Raw genomic sequence first — 16,847 nt, 5'->3', positions numbered from 1 at the left:
TGGAGAGAAGAAGTAAAGGGGGGATATCCTCATTATGTGCTTTGTTTTCGGACACTATTGTTAATTGAGTTGATCGACTGCTGTCTGCTTCTTCAGTGTCAGCACCGGCGGCCCTAACATCATTACACACCCACAAGCTAAATAAAAAATAAAATGATAAATAATGCAACTTATTCATTAATAAAAGCCCTTTGTTTAATAAATTATAATAAAAACTTACACTATGTATATAATTATCTATTTTTAAAAAACAACTTTATTTCCAATTAAAAGGAAGATAAAGCGAAAAACTTGAAATAGATAAGCAATTGGAGAGAGATTGTTCGCGAATTAGTTATTTTGCACTTCTATTTGAAAAGAATTTCTTGAGTCTTATTTAATATCAAAGAGCTTCAAGAGTATTAAGGTAGAAATTTCTGACATTCCGTATGTAGCGAGTTAATGACGTAGGAAGGTGCAGTCCTATTGTGGCTTTATGGATATCGCGAAATGAAAGTTTGGGGTTTGTATGATTATAATAATGCCTCTACTTGATCCATCAAAGGGTCACCATCAATTGCGCACCTGTAGATTTTAGTGGCAAGTCAATACCCCTAAAATCTACAGAAAGAAGGCACAATATTACCTTTTAATTATTATCTCTGGGTTAATTCTGCGAAGCTCAGCAATATTCTCATCTGATACATTACAACCAGAAATAATCAATTTTTTAACATTGGCTAGTGCTGAAATATCCGTAACCCTTGTATAGCTTAGATCCACTGTGTGAACATTGCCCAGTGCTGAAACATCCGTAACCCGTGTGACGCTCAGATTCAGTGTGTGAACATTGCCTAGAGCTGAAACATCCGTAACCTTTGTGCCCTGCAGACTCAATGTGTGAACATTGCCCAGGTCTAAAACATCCGTAACCTTTGTGTTGTTTAGACCCAGTGTGTGAACATTGCCCAGGGCCGAAACATCCGTAACCTTTGTGTTGTTTAGACCCAGTGTGTGAACATTGCCCAGGGCCGAAACATCCGTAACCCCTGTTTCACTTAGATCCAGAGTGTGAACATTGCCCAAGGCTGAAACATCCGTAACCTCTGTGTAGCTCAGATTCAGATTGTGAACATTGCCTAGGGCCGAAACATCCGTAACCCCTGTGACTCTTAGATCCAGTGTATGAACATTGCCTAGGGCCGAAACATCCGTAACCATTGTTTTCTCCAGATCCAGTGTGTGAACATTGCCCAGGGCCGAAACATCCGTAACCATTGTTTTCTCCAGATACAGAGTGTGAACATTGCCCAGGGCCGAAACATCCGTAACCATTGTACGGCTTAGATCCAGTGTGTGAATATGGCCCAGCGCTGAAACATCCGTAACCTTTGTGTTGCTCAAATCGAGGGTGTGAACATTGGCTAGTGCTGAAAAATCCGTAACCCCTGTGTGGCTCAGATCCAGTGTGTGAACATTGCCTAGGGCCGAAACATCCGTAACCCGTGTGAGGCTCAGATTCAGTGTGTGAACATTGCCTAGGGCCGAAACATCCGTAACCCGTGTGAGGCTCAGATTCAGTGCGTGAACATTGCCTAGAGCTGAAACATCCGTAACCATTGTGTTGTTCAGATCCAGTGTGTGAACATCTCTCAGTCGATGTAAGATCTTAAGGTCCATTTCTTTTCTGTTGGGGGGGCGAAAGCTAAAACCAGGAGCCCCTTGAACGATTTGTCTTAGTCTTTGACAGACGGGGTAGACGCTATTGCCGACTCCCTTAAAGGAGATAACTTTCTCTAGCAGCTCATTGGAGAAAAGAAGTAAAGGGGGTATCTCCTCATTGTGTGCTTTGTTTCCGGACAATTTTCTTAATTTAGTTGATCGACTCCGGTCTGCTTCTTCAGTGTCAGCACCGGCGGCCCTAACATCATTACAGACCAACAAACTAAATAAAAAATAAAATGATAAATAATGCAACTTATTCATTAACAAAAGCCCTTTGTTTAATAAATTATAATAAAAACTTACACTATGTATATAATGATCAATTTTTAAAAAACAACTTTATTTTCAATTAAAAGGAAGATAAAGCGAAAAACTTGAAATAGGTAAGCAATTGGAGAGAGATTGTTCGCGAATTAGTTATTTTGCACTTCTATTTGAAAAGAATTTCTTGAGTCTTATTTAATATCAAAGGGCTTCAATAGTATTGAGGTGGAAATTTCTAATATTCCCTACAGAGCGAATGGCGCAGGAGTTGGCAGTCCTATTGTGGCTTTTTGGATATCGAGAAATGAAAGTTTGGGGTTTGTATAATTTTAATAATGCCTCTACTTGATCCATCGAAGAGTCAGCATCAATTGCGCACCTGTAGATTTTATTGACAAGTTATCGCCCCTAAAATCTACAGAAAGAACGCACAATATTACCTTTTAATTATTATCTCTGGGTTTATTCTGCGAAGCTCAGCAATATTCTCATCTGATACATTACAACCAGAAATAATCAATCTTTTAACATTGGCTAGTGCTGAAATATCCGTAACCCAGGCATAACTCAGATCCAGTTCGCGAACATTGCTCAGGGCCGAAACATCCGTAATCCTTGTGCGGACCAGATTGAGATTATGAACATTGCCCAGAGCTGAAACATCCGTAACCCCTGTGTGGCTCAGATTCAGTGTGTGAACATTGCCTAGACCTGAAACATCCTTAACTCCTGTGTAACTTAGTGTCAGTGTGTGAACATGGCCAAGGGCCGAAACATCCCTAACCCCTCTTGAAAAGCACAGATTCAGTGTGTGAACATGGCTCAATCGAGATAAGATCTCAAGGTCAATATCTCTGTGGCGGGGGGCAAAGGTAAAACAAGGAGCCCCTTGAACAATTTCTCTTAGTCTTTGACAGACGGGGTATACTTTTTTGCCGACTCCCTTAAAGGAGATAACTTTCTCTAGCAGCTCATTGGAGAGAAGAAGTAAAGGGGGGATATCCTCATTATGTGCTTTGTTTTCGGACACTATTGTTAATTGAGTTGATCGACTGCTGTCTGCTTCTTCAGTGTCAGCACCGGCGGCCCTAACATCATTACAGACCCACAAGCTAAATAAAAAATAAAATGATAAATAATGCAACTTATTCATTAACAAAAGCCCTTTGTTTATAAATTATAATAAAAACTTACACTATGTATATAATGATCAATTTTTAAAAAAACAACTTTGTTTCCAATTAAAAGAAAGTTAAAGAGAAAGTCTTGAAATAAAAAGTTCTGAAGTGTTGTTTTTTTATCAAAGAGCTTCAAGAGTATTCAGGTAGAAATTTCTAATATTTCCTGACAGAGCGAGTTAATGGCGGAGGAGGTGGGATTCGAACCCACGGTACGCTCACGCGCACAACGGTTTTCGAGACCGCCCCGTTCGACCACTCCGGCACTCCTCCTCGATTCGTGCATAAACTATCATAGAAACTGAAAATGTGTGTATAGTTTTTGTTGAAAGCTGAGAGGGAAATGATTAAAGTTGCCCTTGGAGCCTGCTTGGTGGAATTTGGTAGACACAACAGACTTAAAATCTGTCGCCCAAAAGGCGTGCCGGTTCGAGTCCGGCAGCAGGCACCACTTTATATACGGTCTTCACGGGCTTGAGGGGTTACAAAAACTTTGCTCATTAACCTCTTTAAGGCTTCTTTCACCTCTTAAGCCTATATTTCTTAAAGGATACGCGCATGACTCAACAGAGTTTTGATTTTGCTCCCATTTTACGCGAACATGATCAGGAAATTCAAACATGGGTTAATCAGCATAATCAAAAAGTTGCAGCAGCTGCGCGCACCGCCACCCATACGTCTGGATCTTTGCTGGTGGCTCTTGATGCCAGCGATGCTAAACAAAATGCTGTTTATTTATTGCGAGGGGTATTGGGCCAAGTATTACGAAAGTCCATGGGGGCGCCGGCATCTCCTTCAAAACGTCTTTTTTTGAAAGCCCTTCGCGCAGAAATATCGATGAAAAGATCCTCTCAAGATTCCGTCTTCACTTTGCGAGATGTCTTAATGAAAACAAACATTCCCTCTTAAAAGAACTCACCTGTGTTCACAAAGACACAGAGGATTGGTGATTTCCGATTTCATAAAATTTCAGGTTGATCCAATCTTCATTTTAGGGTTTTTATAGGACTAATAATTTAATCTAAGGCGTATTTTAAGCAAATTACCGTAATAATGGAGGAATAACAAATGGTTAATGCAATTTTCGCAAAGTCTACATTGGCAGGCTTGGCTCTTGTGGCGTTGGGAAGCATCCCATCCTATGGTGAAGTTTTATCGTCAGGGGCGATTCCTCCTTCCCTAAAGATCAATGGTTTCACGGCTGTGAATGCTTATATTGTGGATCAAAAAAATCGTATAAATGGTAAAGGTGGACCTCAACCGCACGTTGCTGTTGATGCCTCAAACTTGTTTTTCACGATTATGGGAACATCCGTTACGGGTTTAGAATATATGTATCGGATTACTTTGGAAACCATTCCCGGAACAAGTTCGGTGGTTGACCAAAACTACATTCAAATTAAGTCAAAAGCCGGTACTTTCCAATTTGGTAACACCGTGGGTCCTGAAGACAGCATGATTTGGGACGCTGGTAAAATCATTGGTGGCACAGGTGGCTTTGATGGTGGCTATAGCAATGTCTACAACATGTCTGCCGGTGTTGTTCGCGGAAACGATATTATTGGCGACACAGGAAATGCTACAAAACTAGTTTATTATAGTCCCGATATGGCGGGATTCCAGGTTGGTTTTGCCTACACCCCGTCTACGGCTCATAAAGGGGATAGCAAGCTCGATAATACAACAGGCTCAAGTGGAAAACTTCCTGGCAATCGCGGTTTGTATGAAGTGACAGGTAACCAACCGTTTGATTTGCGCAACGTGGCGGTGGGTGTGACTTATAAAAAGGAAAGCGGAGCATGGAGCATGACTCTTTCCGCTGCTGGCGTTTCAGCAAAGTCCTATTTCTTTAATGGGACAAATGGCACGGCAAAGACCCGAGTGCCTTTCCGCGATGCAAAAGCCTATCAATTGGGAGCGGTTATTGGTTATGGCGATTTCCGTTTTGGCGGCGGTTATCTAGATAATGGCAGATCACATCTTCCTTTAACACCTGCCTTTACATATACGGGTAGTAAGACGGTTAATCTAGGTTCTATGAATAATGGCAATGCTGGTAAAGCTTGGAATTTGGGTGCGGGCTATACGATGGGAGCTTACCAATTTGGTGCATCTTACCAACGGACCAATCGCAACACGGGCGATAATTTGAAAGCGAACAGTGATTTCTATACAGCAACCATAGATGTTACTCCCTTACAAGGTTTAAAAGTTTATACGGAAGTTGACTACATCCGCAGCCGTTCAAATGGTCCGGCAGTGGCTCGAGAATCTCAATTCCTTGGTAATAATACAAGCACCTCAAACAATGTGGGCATTGGAAGTAACTCGGCACTTATGGGTATCGTGGGAACAAAAATAGCTTTCTAACAACTTATTGTTTTTAGATTTTTTCAAAAGGGTAGGATTGTTTCCTACCCTTTTTTATTAAGCCGATAAAATATTTAGCATTTAGGATAAGGAAAATTTTAATAGAATCATCGATGTAAAAATGTTTACTTTGTAGGAATAGCCTGATATTTTCTCAAGATAATTCATTAGGTTGGTTATTAATAATTATTTCTTTCATAAAAATTCGTCAGCCTAATATATAACTTCATTAATTTAAATTTTATAAAGGACTGCCTATCATGAAAATGAAGTGGGTTACATTTGTTTTATTAGGGTCACTTATAGGGGCGACCTATGCTCACGATTCTAAAAATGAAGACGATCAGCCAACAAAGCTAAATCTTTCCTCTCCATCCAATTATTTAAAGCCCTTACAAGATTTAAAAGTCGAAACTTTGAAACTAGCAACTGAAATGCTTGAGAAAAATGCAGTTTTGAAGAAAAAGTTATCCTTACGGGGTGTTACCAATTTTCCATCTTTCGCAACTCTCATTCATCCGGCCCCATCTTCCCTTTCAGAAAAAGGTTTGGAAGCGCGTGCTGAGATTCATCACCAAATTTTTGAAAACTTACAAAAAAATGTCATGGGAATTCTTTTTGATCTTCTGGAAGAAAATAAGGAGCTCGAAAGATTATTAAATGAGCGCAAAGAGATTCGACGGAAAGACAGATCCTTTCAAAATGTTTTATCCAAATTTAATGAGATTTCTGCCTATGTTAATAAAATTCAAAATACAAAGTCGGATCGAAATGTTCATGATTTAGATGCTTTTGTGACGGGATCTCACCTTAAAATTAAAACTCTCTTAGAGATAGGCCGGTATATAAATTGGGATGATGGGCGCTTAAATTGGGACGAAATTATAGCGACAATTTTGGAAATGATTATGGGAATGCCGGGTAATGCCAACCTTACTGACTTTGACGGACATTCCATTACTGTTGCCGAATTTAAAGATAAAGTTTGGAATTTTTTTGAGAATTTATCCCTTCAATTTGCCAGTCCTTTTTGGGATTTGAAACGTGAGTTGGTGCGTGAGTTATGTTCAAGAATGGTAACCCTGACCAACATTCTAAGGCCTTCAAATCCAAATATTTTTCCGCTCCTTGTTATTTGTATTTCTGAAAATCAGTTAACAAATGGAGGGTGTGCGGATGGGAAAGTTAACAGAGCCTTTATGTTTTACTTGACTCTGCTTGGGTGTACAGGACTCGGTGATGAAGTCGACGCTAATTCAGCCAAATTACTGGGAAACAACACCAGTTCAAAGAAATAATTGTCGATTCTTTTCGGGCATAATTTGGGAAAATGAGCCATTTCTTTAGCGGGCAAAAACTTTTGGTAGTTCTTGCCAGTTGGTTGTATAGCCAGGGGAAACGTGTTGCTTTTGGTCTTGCCACCGCAGGCGCTTCCCACAAGCAGCGGACAAGATGGTGCCGCGTCCAAATCGCTGATTAACTTGGTCCATAGCGGCGGTAAGTTTTATCGTTTTTGGGTTATCAAGGGGAAGTGTGCTAAACAAATCGAGTTGAACTTGATGATCGTTGGGGCGCAAATCAAAGGCCATAACACCCGCTTTATGATAAGAAAATCCTGCTTTAAAAATACATTCCAGCGCTTTCGTTGCGGCTTTAATGAGTTGTAATTCATCATCAACAAGAAAAGGTAAACTGATGGTTGTACTGTTTCTATATTGAGAGTTCTGGGGGCGATAAATGTTGGTGCGAATTTCAACCAAAATATTTTGCGTGCTTAACCCATTGGTTCGAAGTTTTTGACTTAAGCGTGTGGCATAAGTGGCTACAACAGATCGTAATTCTTCAAAGTCAGTGATCGGTTTGGCAAAACTTCGTGTGACTTGAATGGATTTCTTTGCTTCTTGAATATCTTCAACTTCAAGGCAAGATACACCATTGAGCTCATGAATGAGCCGCTCTCCCACGACAGTAAAATGACGCCTCATCCATCGAGGGTCAACGTTCTTGAGTTGCAATCCGGTATGAATGTTAAACTCTTCAAGACGTGTTGAGATGCGCCGACCAATTCCCCAAATCTCTCCTATTTTTAGTTTGTTTAAGGCAGTGTTGACGTCTATTTCTTCTTTCAAAAGACAAACAGATTGGTAGGCCGTATCTTTCTTTGCCCAATAATTAGCAACCTTCGCTAAGGTTTTTGTCTTGCCAATACCAAGCGATGTGGGAATGCCCAGCGCCTTTCCTATTTGATGTCGGATGTGATGAGAAAATGCTTCTATATTGGATATGCCTGATAAATCAATAAAAGCTTCATCAACAGAATAAACTTCCATTCTGGGGACAAGGGCGTGAAGAAGGTTCATCATACGGCAAGACATATCTCCATAAAGAGAAAAGTTGGAAGAAAAGACAGCGACTTTATGGGCATCGAGAATCTTTTTGACTTTATAATAAGGGGCGCCCATAGGAATTCCGATCGCTTTAACTTCGTTAGAGCGGGCAATAATGCAGCCATCATTATTAGAAAGGATTGCCACAGGGTGAGTTATAAGATCAGGTCGAAAAACCCGTTCGCAAGAGGCGAAGAAATTATTTGCATCTAATAAACCAATCATGAATGGCTCTTAAATTCGTGAATGACAGACGTTACGACGCCCCAAATTTGAAAGGCCAAATCTTGCGTAATCACAAAATCAGGGTCATGCGGATTTTCAGGTTTTAAGAACATATTTTTTCCTTTGATATAAAGACGTTTGACGGTCAGTTCTCCATTTACAACAGCAATGACAATTGAACCGTTTTTGGCTTCCAATGAGCGATCAACGATCAAAATGTCATTATTGTGGATTCCGGCTTTGATCATGGAATCTCCTGATGAGCGAACGAAAAAAGTAGCCGCGGGGTGCCGGATTAAATATTGATTTAAATCCAGTGGATTCTCGAGGTAATCATCGGCGGGGGACGGAAAACCTGCGGATACCTGGCTTGTGAAAAAGGGTAATTTAAGAGAAAGAGACGCATTTATATCTCCCGATTTCCCAGCGGTAATGCAAGTCTCAATAGCCGTTAGGATAGAAAAAGGAATAGATCTAGGAATAGTCCTATCGCCGTTGGGAATGGGATTTGTTTTCTGCCCTACATCGGGTCGCACGTCACCTTTTGCCATTTTCTTTTATCTCTCGTTTTGATATGTATTGAAATTTGTACATTAATCATACCAGCAAAAAAAGCACGTTGTCTAATAAAACAATTTAAAAAAATATAGAAAAAATTTTTATGAAAAATAAAGAAAATAGGAGAAGAATGGAGTAATAAAAAATCAAATAATAACAAAAGAGATATGATAAAATTACATTTTATAGTATTTCAGCTTGTCATATTCCCTAAGCTCATGGCATAAAGAGGAAATAATTGGTTTAATCCAATTTGGAAAACATCCTTAAAATTACTTAATAATAATGGAGTTTTACACCTGTGTTGAAACATTCAGAAAAAAAATTCATTTTTGCGATAACTTCAAGCCTTATTATTTTAGGGGGTTGTAGCAGTGATTTATCCTCCAAAGAAGGCCAAAATGTGCCGATGGGGCGCAATGAGGCGCGGAAAAAAGAATTTGGAAATTTATTTGGAGAGGATTTTCTGCAGTTTGGGGGGCCAAAAAAACCAGGTTCTCCGGGGATGATGGCCTCTGCCACAGCTAATCCCTTTATCTGGCGCGCCTCCCTCGATACCCTGTCTTTCATGCCCCTGGCATCTGTAGATGCTTTAGGGGGAGTCATTGTGACAGATTGGTATACAGCACCAAGCACGCCTCACGAGCGCATAAAAGTCACCATTTACGTAACAAATCCACAATTGCGGACGGACGCCATAAAGGTTACCATTTATAAGCAGACCAACAAAAGAGGCGCATGGGTGAATGCTTCCGCTGATACGGCAGCGGCCACAGAAATGGAAAATATTATTCTATCTAAAGCACGTCAATTGCGGGTCAAGCACTTGGAAGCCAATAAGTAGCAACTTTGAGATTTAAACCATGACGGCCTATGCCTTTAAAGAGTTTGAGCGTAAATGGCAAAAAGCCTGGACAGAAGAAAAAATTTTTGAAGTTCAGGATGATACCACAAAGCCTAAATCTTACATTCTAGAAATGTTCCCATATCCCTCAGGCCATCTTCATATGGGCCATGTGCGCAACTATTCCATTGGGGATGCGATTGCACGATACAAACGGGCTCAAGGGTATGCCATTCTCCATCCCATGGGTTGGGACGCGTTTGGATTGCCGGCTGAAAATGCAGCAGCAGAGCATCAAGTTGATCCTGCAGATTGGACAGTCGAAAACATCAAGGTTATGAAGAAGCAGTTTCAAACCTTAGGATTTGCTTTTGATTGGGCTCGAGAAGTCACGACGTGCCAGCCAGATTATTATGCTCATGAACAAAAAATATTTTTAGATTTTTGGCGCAAAGGTTTGGCCTATCGCAAAGAGATTTGGGTGAATTGGGATCCCATCGAGGGATCTGTTTTGGCCAATGAACAAGTCATCAACGGCCGAGGATGGCGATCGGGAGCAATTGTTGAAAAGAAAAAATTGACGCAATGGTCTTTGCAAATTACGCGTTATGCTCAAGAGCTATTAGACGATCTGGCAAAGATTGAAAACGGGTGGCCGGATAAAGTTTTGCGTATGCAAGAAAATTGGATTGGTCGGTCTGAAGGGGCGCTCCTCCGGTTTTCTGTGGTCGATCGAGATCAAGAGGTTATCGAGGTTTTTACCACGCGACCTGAAACTTTATTCGGCGCTGCTTTTTGTGCAATTTCATCGGCTCATCCCCTTGTTGAAACCTTGGCTAAAACAAATTCACAGTTGGCGGAATTCGTGGCCATGTGTCAACAGACACCCATCACAGAAGAAGCTTTAAGTACGGAAGAAAAAAAGGGTTTTGATACAGGTCTTCGGGTTTATCACCCATTTATAGCAGGTCATACATTGCCCGTATATGTGGCCAATTTTGTGATGATGGATTATGGAACTGGCGCGCTTTTTGGCTGTCCGGCGCACGATGAACGAGACTTTGAATTTGCAACAAAATATCAGTTGCCCATCATTAAAGTTGTCCAAGCTGAAGGAGAATCAGACCTTTCTGAGCCTTTAAGGGAAGCTTATACAGGCCCAGGAACGTTACAAAAATCCGATTTTTTGAATGGATTATCTGTTGAAGAAGCGCGCGCGAAAGTCATTGAGGAAATTGAACATCGTAAGATGGGAGAGCGGCGTATTACCTATCGTTTGCGAGATTGGTGTATCTCTCGACAACGCTATTGGGGTTGTCCAATCCCTGTAATTTATTGTGAGGACTGTGGTCCTGTTCCTGTACCGGATCAAGATTTGCCGGTTTTACTTCCTAAGGATGTTATGTTTGGACAAGGGGGGAATCCACTGGCCAATCACCCAACTTGGAAATATGTTCCTTGTCCCCACTGTTCTAAAGACGCGGTTCGAGAAACAGATACTTTTGATACTTTCGTTGAGTCTTCTTGGTATTTCTTGCGGTATTGCAATCCATTTTCTAAGGAACCTATTGATAAAGCCGCAAGTCAAAAATGGATGTCTGTTGATTGGTATATCGGAGGCGTAGAGCATGCTGTATTGCACTTACTCTATGCTCGATTCTTTACCAAAGCGTTGAGAGATTGTGGCTATATAACGATAGATGAGCCTTTTCAAAATCTTCTAACCCAAGGGATGGTTTGTCATCAAACTTATCAAGGAAAAGACGGTCAGTGGCTTTATCCCCATGAAGTTGAAAAAAATCGAGACGGCAAGTATGTCATGGTTAAAGACGGCACCCCTGTGATAGTAGGGCGTTCTGAAAAAATGAGTAAGTCTAAGAAAAATGTGGTGGATCCCCAGTCAATTATTGATACCTATGGGACAGATGCTGCGCGATTATTTGTTATGTCAGATACGCCCCCCGAAAGAGATTTTGACTGGAGTGATGAGGGGGTTGAGGGGGCTTGGCGATATATTAATCGTGTGTGGCGGTTGAGTCTTCAAGTTTTTGATCTTGAAGATCGGACGGGGGAGTCAGAGCCCACGCTCAATTTACGAAAAAATATTCATCAATCTCTTATGAAGTTTCAAAATGCTTATGAACGCAATGCGTTTAACAAGGCTATCGCCTTCTTGCGTGAATTAACAAATGCGCTTGAAAAAGCTGTCGATCATAAAGGAATAAGCCGTGCAGCTTTGAAGGAGGGTATAGAAATTCTTCTTCAGGGTTTGAATCCCATTATTCCCCATTTGACCAGCGAGCTTTGGAGTCGGATGAGAAAATCGGACAGCCTAGTTAATGTCTCCTGGCCCGTTGCTGATCCTAATCTTTCGGCAATTGAAAGCGCTACGATTGCGGTTCAGGTTAATGGCAAAACGCGAGGATCTTTTCAAGCGCCTGTTGATACTGAAAAATCCCTTGTTGAAGCAGAGGCTCTCGTTATTCCAGCTGTTATTCGCGATATCGCTGGTCGTCCTATACGTCGCATCGTTACGATTCCGAATCGGATTGTAAATATTGTTGTTTGAGGGGCGATATAAAATGAGAAAGAGACTAAAAATGGCAGGTAGGCAGTTCTTCTTATTAACTTTTTTAAGCTTTATTCTTGTTGGATGTGGCTTCCAGCCCTTATTGTCCGGTCAACATGAAACGCCCCAAAAGTTTAATTTGAGTATCACAGGCACCGGGTATTCGGCCTATAAATTTCGTCGAGAATTAGAAAAGCAACTTGCTTTGACGCCGAAAATAAATACCAACGCGTATATCATTAACATTTCTGTGAGTGAAGGTTATGTGCCGATTGCTTATGGAACTGACGCCACAATATCCCGAAGCCAAGTGCAAGCTATGGCAACTTACTCCATTCAGCTAGGCAGAGAATCTTTTGCAAGTGGGGTGGTTACCTCTTACAGCAGTTACATTTTGAATTATACAGAAGAATTTAGCACACGAAGTGCACAAACTGCAGCAAGTGAGCGTGCTCTTATCAATCTTGCCGAAGAGCTTAGCCGTGAAATTATGCTCAAAATACGTTCATTGCCGGAAGTGGCAGAAAAAACAAAGTTAAGCTTGGATAAAGATCACAATTGGTAACTCTTATTTCTTATTATTAATCCCTCCTGGATTTTCCTGATCGAAAGCTTTTTAATTACGTTAAATATTATATATTGTAATTAACAATACGATCACCATATATAAATTAAATCTTTCAAAAATATTAGTAGTAGGTGTAAATCATGAGTTTCTTGGTGCGATTGCTTGTCGTTACCTATTATCTAGTCCCCGCTTATGCTGTTGAAAAAATCGAGGAAGAGACTCCCTCTTCGAAAGTTTCAAGAGTGGCAAATTTTGAAGTTTTTCTAGATCACACGATCATAAAGAAGGGTATCCAAACGGTTCTTCTAGAATTGTTAAAAGATCTTTCTTCTACTGAGAGTGATTTTACAAATCCAATACATGCAACGTCTTTTCTTCATAGTGTGAATAAATCCGAAAATCCCTATAATTCAAAAAATATACCGAAAAGTGAGGTCTTAAAATATATTTCTGCCGAAGATTTTTATGAAATTTTAGGCGATCTCAACATTCATACAATTTCCATTCAAGCTATTAAAGATTTTAAGTTAAGCGAGGGTCACTATATATGTGATGAAAATGAAGAATATCATGGACTAAAACCCAAGGATTTATCAAGCTCAGACGTTGAGAATTGCACTATTGCAATAGAACCTTACCTTTGTCAGGCTACTGAGCGACTTATTCAGAAAACAGAGCCAAACAGCGTTATTATTTTTTTAGGTCGCTCTCCCCAATTATTCTCAACATACTTTCGAGAATTTTGTGAAAATAATGCAAATTCCAGAAGAGTAATTTCTTTGCCATATTCAGATAAAGCTAATCATGCTCAAAGAAATATTACAGATGGGAAAAGCACAATTTCTGCAAGCTCATTAACGTCCCTCTTCAAAATTTTTGTCACACAGAATAGGATTGAGAGATATTTTTCCTATCTCCAGACAGTTTTACCCCAAGATAATTCACCTGTTTATATAGTCGACCGCGCAGATTCAGCTGCAGGCGCATTTTCATTTATGCACCTTATAGATAGGTTTTATAGTTGGCGCACTTCACAACAGGGAGGCAATCATTGCCCAAAATTTTTACAATTTTTGGAAATGGGGTCCATTGGTATTCATTCAATTCAGGTAGAGCGTTTCTTCTCCCTTAATTCGATGGAAGAAGTACAACGGGCATGGCATGAACAACACCCTCCTGAGTTACCTGAAAATATCTTAGATCTTGAGTGGAAATTTCCCGGTATGCTTTTTGAAGAGAGGTTCCCGGCGGACGCTAATCAGGCCTTGAAAAATACCGATGTTTTGAGAATTTATTTTTCCAATGAGAAATTCCAAGTGGGTATTCCCTATTGTGCGCCTTATCGTTGGAATCGAGTAATTCTTTGTGATTCAGGTGAATTTCAAGAATGGCCATTTCAAACCAAGAAATTAACTGCTCAAGGAACTCGATTAATTAAAGCTATTCAAAGCCTTGTGAAAAAATAAGAGCATTTTCTAAAATCAACCGCTTGAGGCTAATGTCAAGCGGTTGACTTGAATCGTCATTTAATGCAGTTTTTGTCCTTCTGGTACAGCAGGGTCTGAGGTTGCAAGACAAATAGCACCGTTTGCATCTGAAAATCCCACTAGGAGAAATTCTGACATAAAGCCCGCAATGTTGCGGGGGGAAAGATTAACGCACCCAACAACAAGTCGTCCAAGAAGACTTTCCGGCGTATAGTGTTGGGTAATTTGTGCAGACGTTTGTTTGGTTCCGATTTCAGGCCCAAAATCTACCCATACTTTGTAGGCAGGTTTTTGGGCGCGCGCAAACAACTCCACTTTGACGACTTTTCCACAGCGCAAGTCAACACGACTAAAATCTTCATAGGATATTTTGTTCATTTTCATAATCCATAATTAATTGTTTTTAATGATAATCTAAAGAAAACAGTTATAGGGCAGGTTAGATAAATGGAGATAAGCGTTACCGCTTATACAAAAAACAAGGAGTGAAAGAATGACGACTTTTTACCATAGTTTTCTTTTACCCATTATCTTAAAAATGATCAAGAAAAATGCGTGTGGGTTTTAAGTTTACTGGACTTTCTCATTAATGGCCAGAGGGGTGGTCTCGGTAGATTTTTCTGCTATACACCCCAGTTTGGAAACTGTCATGGGAAATTTCTTTCCTTCATAGATTTCAAAACGTAGTTGTGTTTCAATCCCTTTTAATTTGAAAATTTTAGCGCGCAAATCTTCAGCAATTGTATGGAAATTAAGTAAGGATAAATTTTTTATATCTACCATAAAATCACTCGTAAGACGTTGATCGACAATTCTCATAAGGAAGTTGGCATCTTCTTGAAGTTTTGGGTCTTGAGCGACAAGATAGTTTGCCATAAGTTTGCGAATAATACCGATATTTCTTTCATAGGAGGTCGCTGGTGTTGCGCCCCTCGTTTGTCCAAAAGTTTTAATATCTAGAGTGTTTAAAGCCGCGATATTAATATCGCCATTCGAGTGTCCTTTAAAAGTCATTTCTGGGAAAAGCTTTGCCAGACAAATGTTAGAAATTTTACCCTCACTGGAAATTGTCATGCTATCGATTCCCAAATCTTTAAGCGGTCCCTTAGGGTCACAGAGATTTGGGTGGTTTTTACAAAAAGCCTTGCTACACTTTGAATTCACACTTTTGCATTGGGCACAATCCGACATAAAGTAGGACAAGCTTCCACAATTCCCTACACCGCAATTTCTTTTACAAGCAATTGCATAAGTTTGTGAAAATATTCCAAAACTCACTATGAATACTAAAGCTTTTATCATGTTTTTCTCTTTCAAAATGCATCATCTACTTTTAAGAATGAACGGAATTGATAAATAAAGTATTAAAAGGAGTATTTGGGCCCTATCTATTGAGGCCCCCATAGTTTGAGGGTAGGGTTGGTTTCATGTTCAAGGAGCAAGTCCGTCAAAGCCCAAACCAGGGCATCTAACCGATCGGGAGATTTGGTTGTGATACCAGGTACATAAGTACATAACTGATTTTCCAGGAAACTGAATGGTCGTGTATGAAAGACGCGATTTTGCTCATAGAGGGCTGCAATGGGTTCAGCTCGGGTGAATTTCCCCCGTGTCGCACGGACGGCTTTGTAAGGAATTGTTGGATCAAGACTTCGTAAAATACGCTCGACAAGGTCTCCTCCTTTATTGACTTCAGCAACGACGCGATCTGCATTTAACCGCCAGTAAGATTCAACCACGCGTTGTCCCCAATCTCCGGGGCTGAGTCGACCACTTAAATCGTCAAGGATATAAGCACACTTATTTTCCGCAAGACCCGCAATAACGATACCTGTTTCATCGCTCTCTTCATGATGGGTGGTGGCCGGATCAATGGCGATCACGATACGAATCAATTTCGGTGTACCGATTGCATCATAAAGTGGCTCTTGGTAGCGAATCAAATCTCGTCTCCACAATGCCCCTTGGTGTTCTGTTAACACTTCCGCATAGAGTTCTTGAGCTCCAAGGCGTGTGCCTTCAAATTGCTTCACAATTTGATCCAAATATGCCGGCGCCAGGTTATTGTGATTTTCAAATGTTGTTCCTTTTGTCACGACAACATCTTTACGTAACTGAAGTTTTTCAATTAAGGGAATGGGTCGGGGAGTGGTGGTCACAATACAGCGCGGGTCATTTCCCAGGCGCAAAGCTAACATCAATTGATTCCATGTTTCTTCAGGGTAACGAAATTTGGCCAATTCATCAATCCAGATGGCGTCGAATTGAGGCCCTCGAAAATGATCAAAATGATCCGCTCCGTAAAGCGTAGCCACTGTCCCATTAGGCCAAACCAGTTGATGAAGTGTTTTTTTAAAATGAGGGCGCTCGAAAGGGGGATGTATTTCTAACAGTCCGCTTACTCCTTCGACCATGACAGCACGGGCCTCGCGAATAGATTGACTAATGAGAGCTAAGCGTCGATAGCGTCCCGAACAGGCCCAATTCCGTGTGGTTTCTGCTCCCGTGCGGGTTTTGCCAAAACCACGTCCGGCAAGAATCATCCAGGTTCGCCAATCTCCGCAAGGAGGAAGTTGACTGGGGCGTGCATTTTTAATCCAAGTATATCGCTGGCTATTCTTGGCAAGGTATTCGTTTATTTTTTGGCATAGGGGATTCGCATGCATGTAAAAGTCCTCTTCTAGACGATGAAA

At 40.7% G+C, this 16,847-nt stretch carries 14 protein-coding genes and 2 tRNA genes; 8 read left to right on the top strand and 8 right to left on the bottom strand.

Annotated elements, in window-relative coordinates:
- Nucleotides 1-621 precede the first annotated feature (621 nt).
- The 3 genes from FJX03_07455 to FJX03_07445 all read right to left on the bottom strand — a co-directional run bounded on the left by FJX03_07455 (nt 622) and on the right by FJX03_07445 (nt 3,419).
- Entirely contained in the window at nt 622-1,965 is a 1,344-nt protein-coding gene (locus FJX03_07455) for a hypothetical protein (GenBank protein MBM3633516.1), read from the bottom strand.
- A gap of 439 nt (nt 1,966-2,404) precedes the next feature.
- Complete coding sequence (locus FJX03_07450) at nt 2,405-3,121, bottom strand: hypothetical protein (GenBank protein ID MBM3633515.1); 717 nt, start codon at nt 3,119-3,121, stop codon at nt 2,405-2,407.
- A 208-nt stretch (nt 3,122-3,329) separates the two neighbouring features.
- Nucleotides 3,330-3,419, bottom strand: a tRNA-Ser gene (locus FJX03_07445).
- A 91-nt stretch (nt 3,420-3,510) separates the two neighbouring features.
- Between FJX03_07445 and FJX03_07440 the strand changes: the two genes are divergently transcribed.
- The 4 genes from FJX03_07440 (at nt 3,511) to FJX03_07425 (ending at nt 6,814) form a co-directional block, all read left to right on the top strand.
- Nucleotides 3,511-3,597: transfer RNA gene (locus FJX03_07440), tRNA-Leu, on the top strand.
- 107 nt (nt 3,598-3,704) lie between these two features.
- On the top strand, nt 3,705-4,055 hold the full coding sequence (locus FJX03_07435; GenBank protein ID MBM3633514.1) for a hypothetical protein: 351 nt from the start codon (nt 3,705-3,707) through the stop codon (nt 4,053-4,055).
- A 159-nt stretch (nt 4,056-4,214) separates the two neighbouring features.
- Entirely contained in the window at nt 4,215-5,516 is a 1,302-nt protein-coding gene (locus tag FJX03_07430) for a porin (protein MBM3633513.1), read from the top strand.
- 260 nt (nt 5,517-5,776) lie between these two features.
- A complete protein-coding gene (locus FJX03_07425) occupies nt 5,777-6,814 on the top strand; it encodes a hypothetical protein (GenBank protein MBM3633512.1) in 1,038 nt (345 codons plus the stop codon).
- 45 nt (nt 6,815-6,859) lie between these two features.
- On the opposite strand, the gene FJX03_07420 is transcribed toward FJX03_07425, so the two are convergent.
- Together FJX03_07420 and umuD are read right to left on the bottom strand one after the other, a co-directional pair.
- Nucleotides 6,860-8,128 carry a Y-family DNA polymerase gene (locus FJX03_07420; GenBank protein MBM3633511.1) on the bottom strand — a complete coding sequence of 423 codons (1,269 nt, stop codon included), beginning with the start codon at nt 8,126-8,128 and terminating at the stop codon, nt 6,860-6,862.
- Nucleotides 8,125-8,679 carry a translesion error-prone DNA polymerase V autoproteolytic subunit gene (gene umuD, locus FJX03_07415; protein MBM3633510.1) on the bottom strand — a complete coding sequence of 185 codons (555 nt, stop codon included), beginning with the start codon at nt 8,677-8,679 and terminating at the stop codon, nt 8,125-8,127. Before umuD ends, FJX03_07420 begins: the two co-directional genes overlap by 4 nt.
- 308 nt (nt 8,680-8,987) lie before the next feature.
- Here umuD and FJX03_07410 point away from each other — a divergent pair, with 308 nt between their 5' ends.
- The 4 genes from FJX03_07410 to FJX03_07395 all read left to right on the top strand — a co-directional run bounded on the left by FJX03_07410 (nt 8,988) and on the right by FJX03_07395 (nt 14,133).
- Nucleotides 8,988-9,530, top strand: coding sequence for a DUF3576 domain-containing protein (locus FJX03_07410; protein MBM3633509.1), 543 nt, complete (start codon nt 8,988-8,990; stop codon nt 9,528-9,530).
- A 19-nt stretch (nt 9,531-9,549) separates the two neighbouring features.
- On the top strand, nt 9,550-12,099 hold the full coding sequence (locus tag FJX03_07405) for a leucine--tRNA ligase (GenBank protein MBM3633508.1): 2,550 nt from the start codon (nt 9,550-9,552) through the stop codon (nt 12,097-12,099).
- A 13-nt stretch (nt 12,100-12,112) separates the two neighbouring features.
- Entirely contained in the window at nt 12,113-12,664 is a 552-nt protein-coding gene (locus tag FJX03_07400; protein MBM3633507.1) for a hypothetical protein, read from the top strand.
- A gap of 143 nt (nt 12,665-12,807) precedes the next feature.
- Entirely contained in the window at nt 12,808-14,133 is a 1,326-nt protein-coding gene (locus FJX03_07395; GenBank protein ID MBM3633506.1) for a hypothetical protein, read from the top strand.
- Between the two features lie 60 nt (nt 14,134-14,193).
- Here the strand turns inward: FJX03_07395 and FJX03_07390 are convergent, their stop codons facing one another.
- From FJX03_07390 to FJX03_07380, 3 genes are all read right to left on the bottom strand, one after another.
- Nucleotides 14,194-14,532, bottom strand: a complete 339-nt coding sequence (locus tag FJX03_07390; GenBank protein ID MBM3633505.1) for a tRNA-binding protein — start codon at nt 14,530-14,532, stop codon at nt 14,194-14,196.
- A gap of 192 nt (nt 14,533-14,724) precedes the next feature.
- Entirely contained in the window at nt 14,725-15,228 is a 504-nt protein-coding gene (locus FJX03_07385) for a hypothetical protein (GenBank protein ID MBM3633504.1), read from the bottom strand.
- 314 nt (nt 15,229-15,542) lie between these two features.
- Nucleotides 15,543-16,820, bottom strand: a complete 1,278-nt coding sequence (locus FJX03_07380; protein MBM3633503.1) for an ATP-binding protein — start codon at nt 16,818-16,820, stop codon at nt 15,543-15,545.
- Nucleotides 16,821-16,847: the final 27 nt, after the last annotated feature.

This window comes from Alphaproteobacteria bacterium, assembly GCA_016870095.1.
In the GTDB taxonomy this organism is placed as follows: domain Bacteria; phylum Pseudomonadota; class Alphaproteobacteria; order Paracaedibacterales; family VGCI01; genus VGCI01.
The sequence above is the reverse complement of the archived record's forward strand: the minus strand, read 5'-3'. Positions and strand labels throughout refer to the sequence as shown.

What these genes read in the sequence shown, in the direction of transcription:
- FJX03_07455 (MBM3633516.1), bottom strand. Translation starts at nt 1,965, where the DNA reads ATGAATAAGTTGCATTATTTATCATTTTATTTTTTATTTAGTTTGTTG.
- FJX03_07450 (MBM3633515.1), bottom strand. Translation starts at nt 3,121, where the DNA reads ATGAATAAGTTGCATTATTTATCATTTTATTTTTTATTTAGCTTGTGG.
- FJX03_07435 (MBM3633514.1), top strand. Translation starts at nt 3,705, where the DNA reads ATGACTCAACAGAGTTTTGATTTTGCTCCCATTTTACGCGAACATGAT.
- FJX03_07430 (MBM3633513.1), top strand. Translation starts at nt 4,215, where the DNA reads ATGGTTAATGCAATTTTCGCAAAGTCTACATTGGCAGGCTTGGCTCTT.
- FJX03_07425 (MBM3633512.1), top strand. Translation starts at nt 5,777, where the DNA reads ATGAAAATGAAGTGGGTTACATTTGTTTTATTAGGGTCACTTATAGGG.
- FJX03_07420 (MBM3633511.1), bottom strand. Translation starts at nt 8,128, where the DNA reads ATGATTGGTTTATTAGATGCAAATAATTTCTTCGCCTCTTGCGAACGG.
- umuD (MBM3633510.1), bottom strand. Translation starts at nt 8,679, where the DNA reads ATGGCAAAAGGTGACGTGCGACCCGATGTAGGGCAGAAAACAAATCCC.
- FJX03_07405 (MBM3633508.1), top strand. Translation starts at nt 9,550, where the DNA reads ATGACGGCCTATGCCTTTAAAGAGTTTGAGCGTAAATGGCAAAAAGCC.
- FJX03_07400 (MBM3633507.1), top strand. Translation starts at nt 12,113, where the DNA reads ATGAGAAAGAGACTAAAAATGGCAGGTAGGCAGTTCTTCTTATTAACT.
- FJX03_07395 (MBM3633506.1), top strand. Translation starts at nt 12,808, where the DNA reads ATGAGTTTCTTGGTGCGATTGCTTGTCGTTACCTATTATCTAGTCCCC.
- FJX03_07390 (MBM3633505.1), bottom strand. Translation starts at nt 14,532, where the DNA reads ATGAACAAAATATCCTATGAAGATTTTAGTCGTGTTGACTTGCGCTGT.
- FJX03_07385 (MBM3633504.1), bottom strand. Translation starts at nt 15,228, where the DNA reads ATGACAATTTCCAGTGAGGGTAAAATTTCTAACATTTGTCTGGCAAAG.
- FJX03_07380 (MBM3633503.1), bottom strand. Translation starts at nt 16,820, where the DNA reads ATGCATGCGAATCCCCTATGCCAAAAAATAAACGAATACCTTGCCAAG.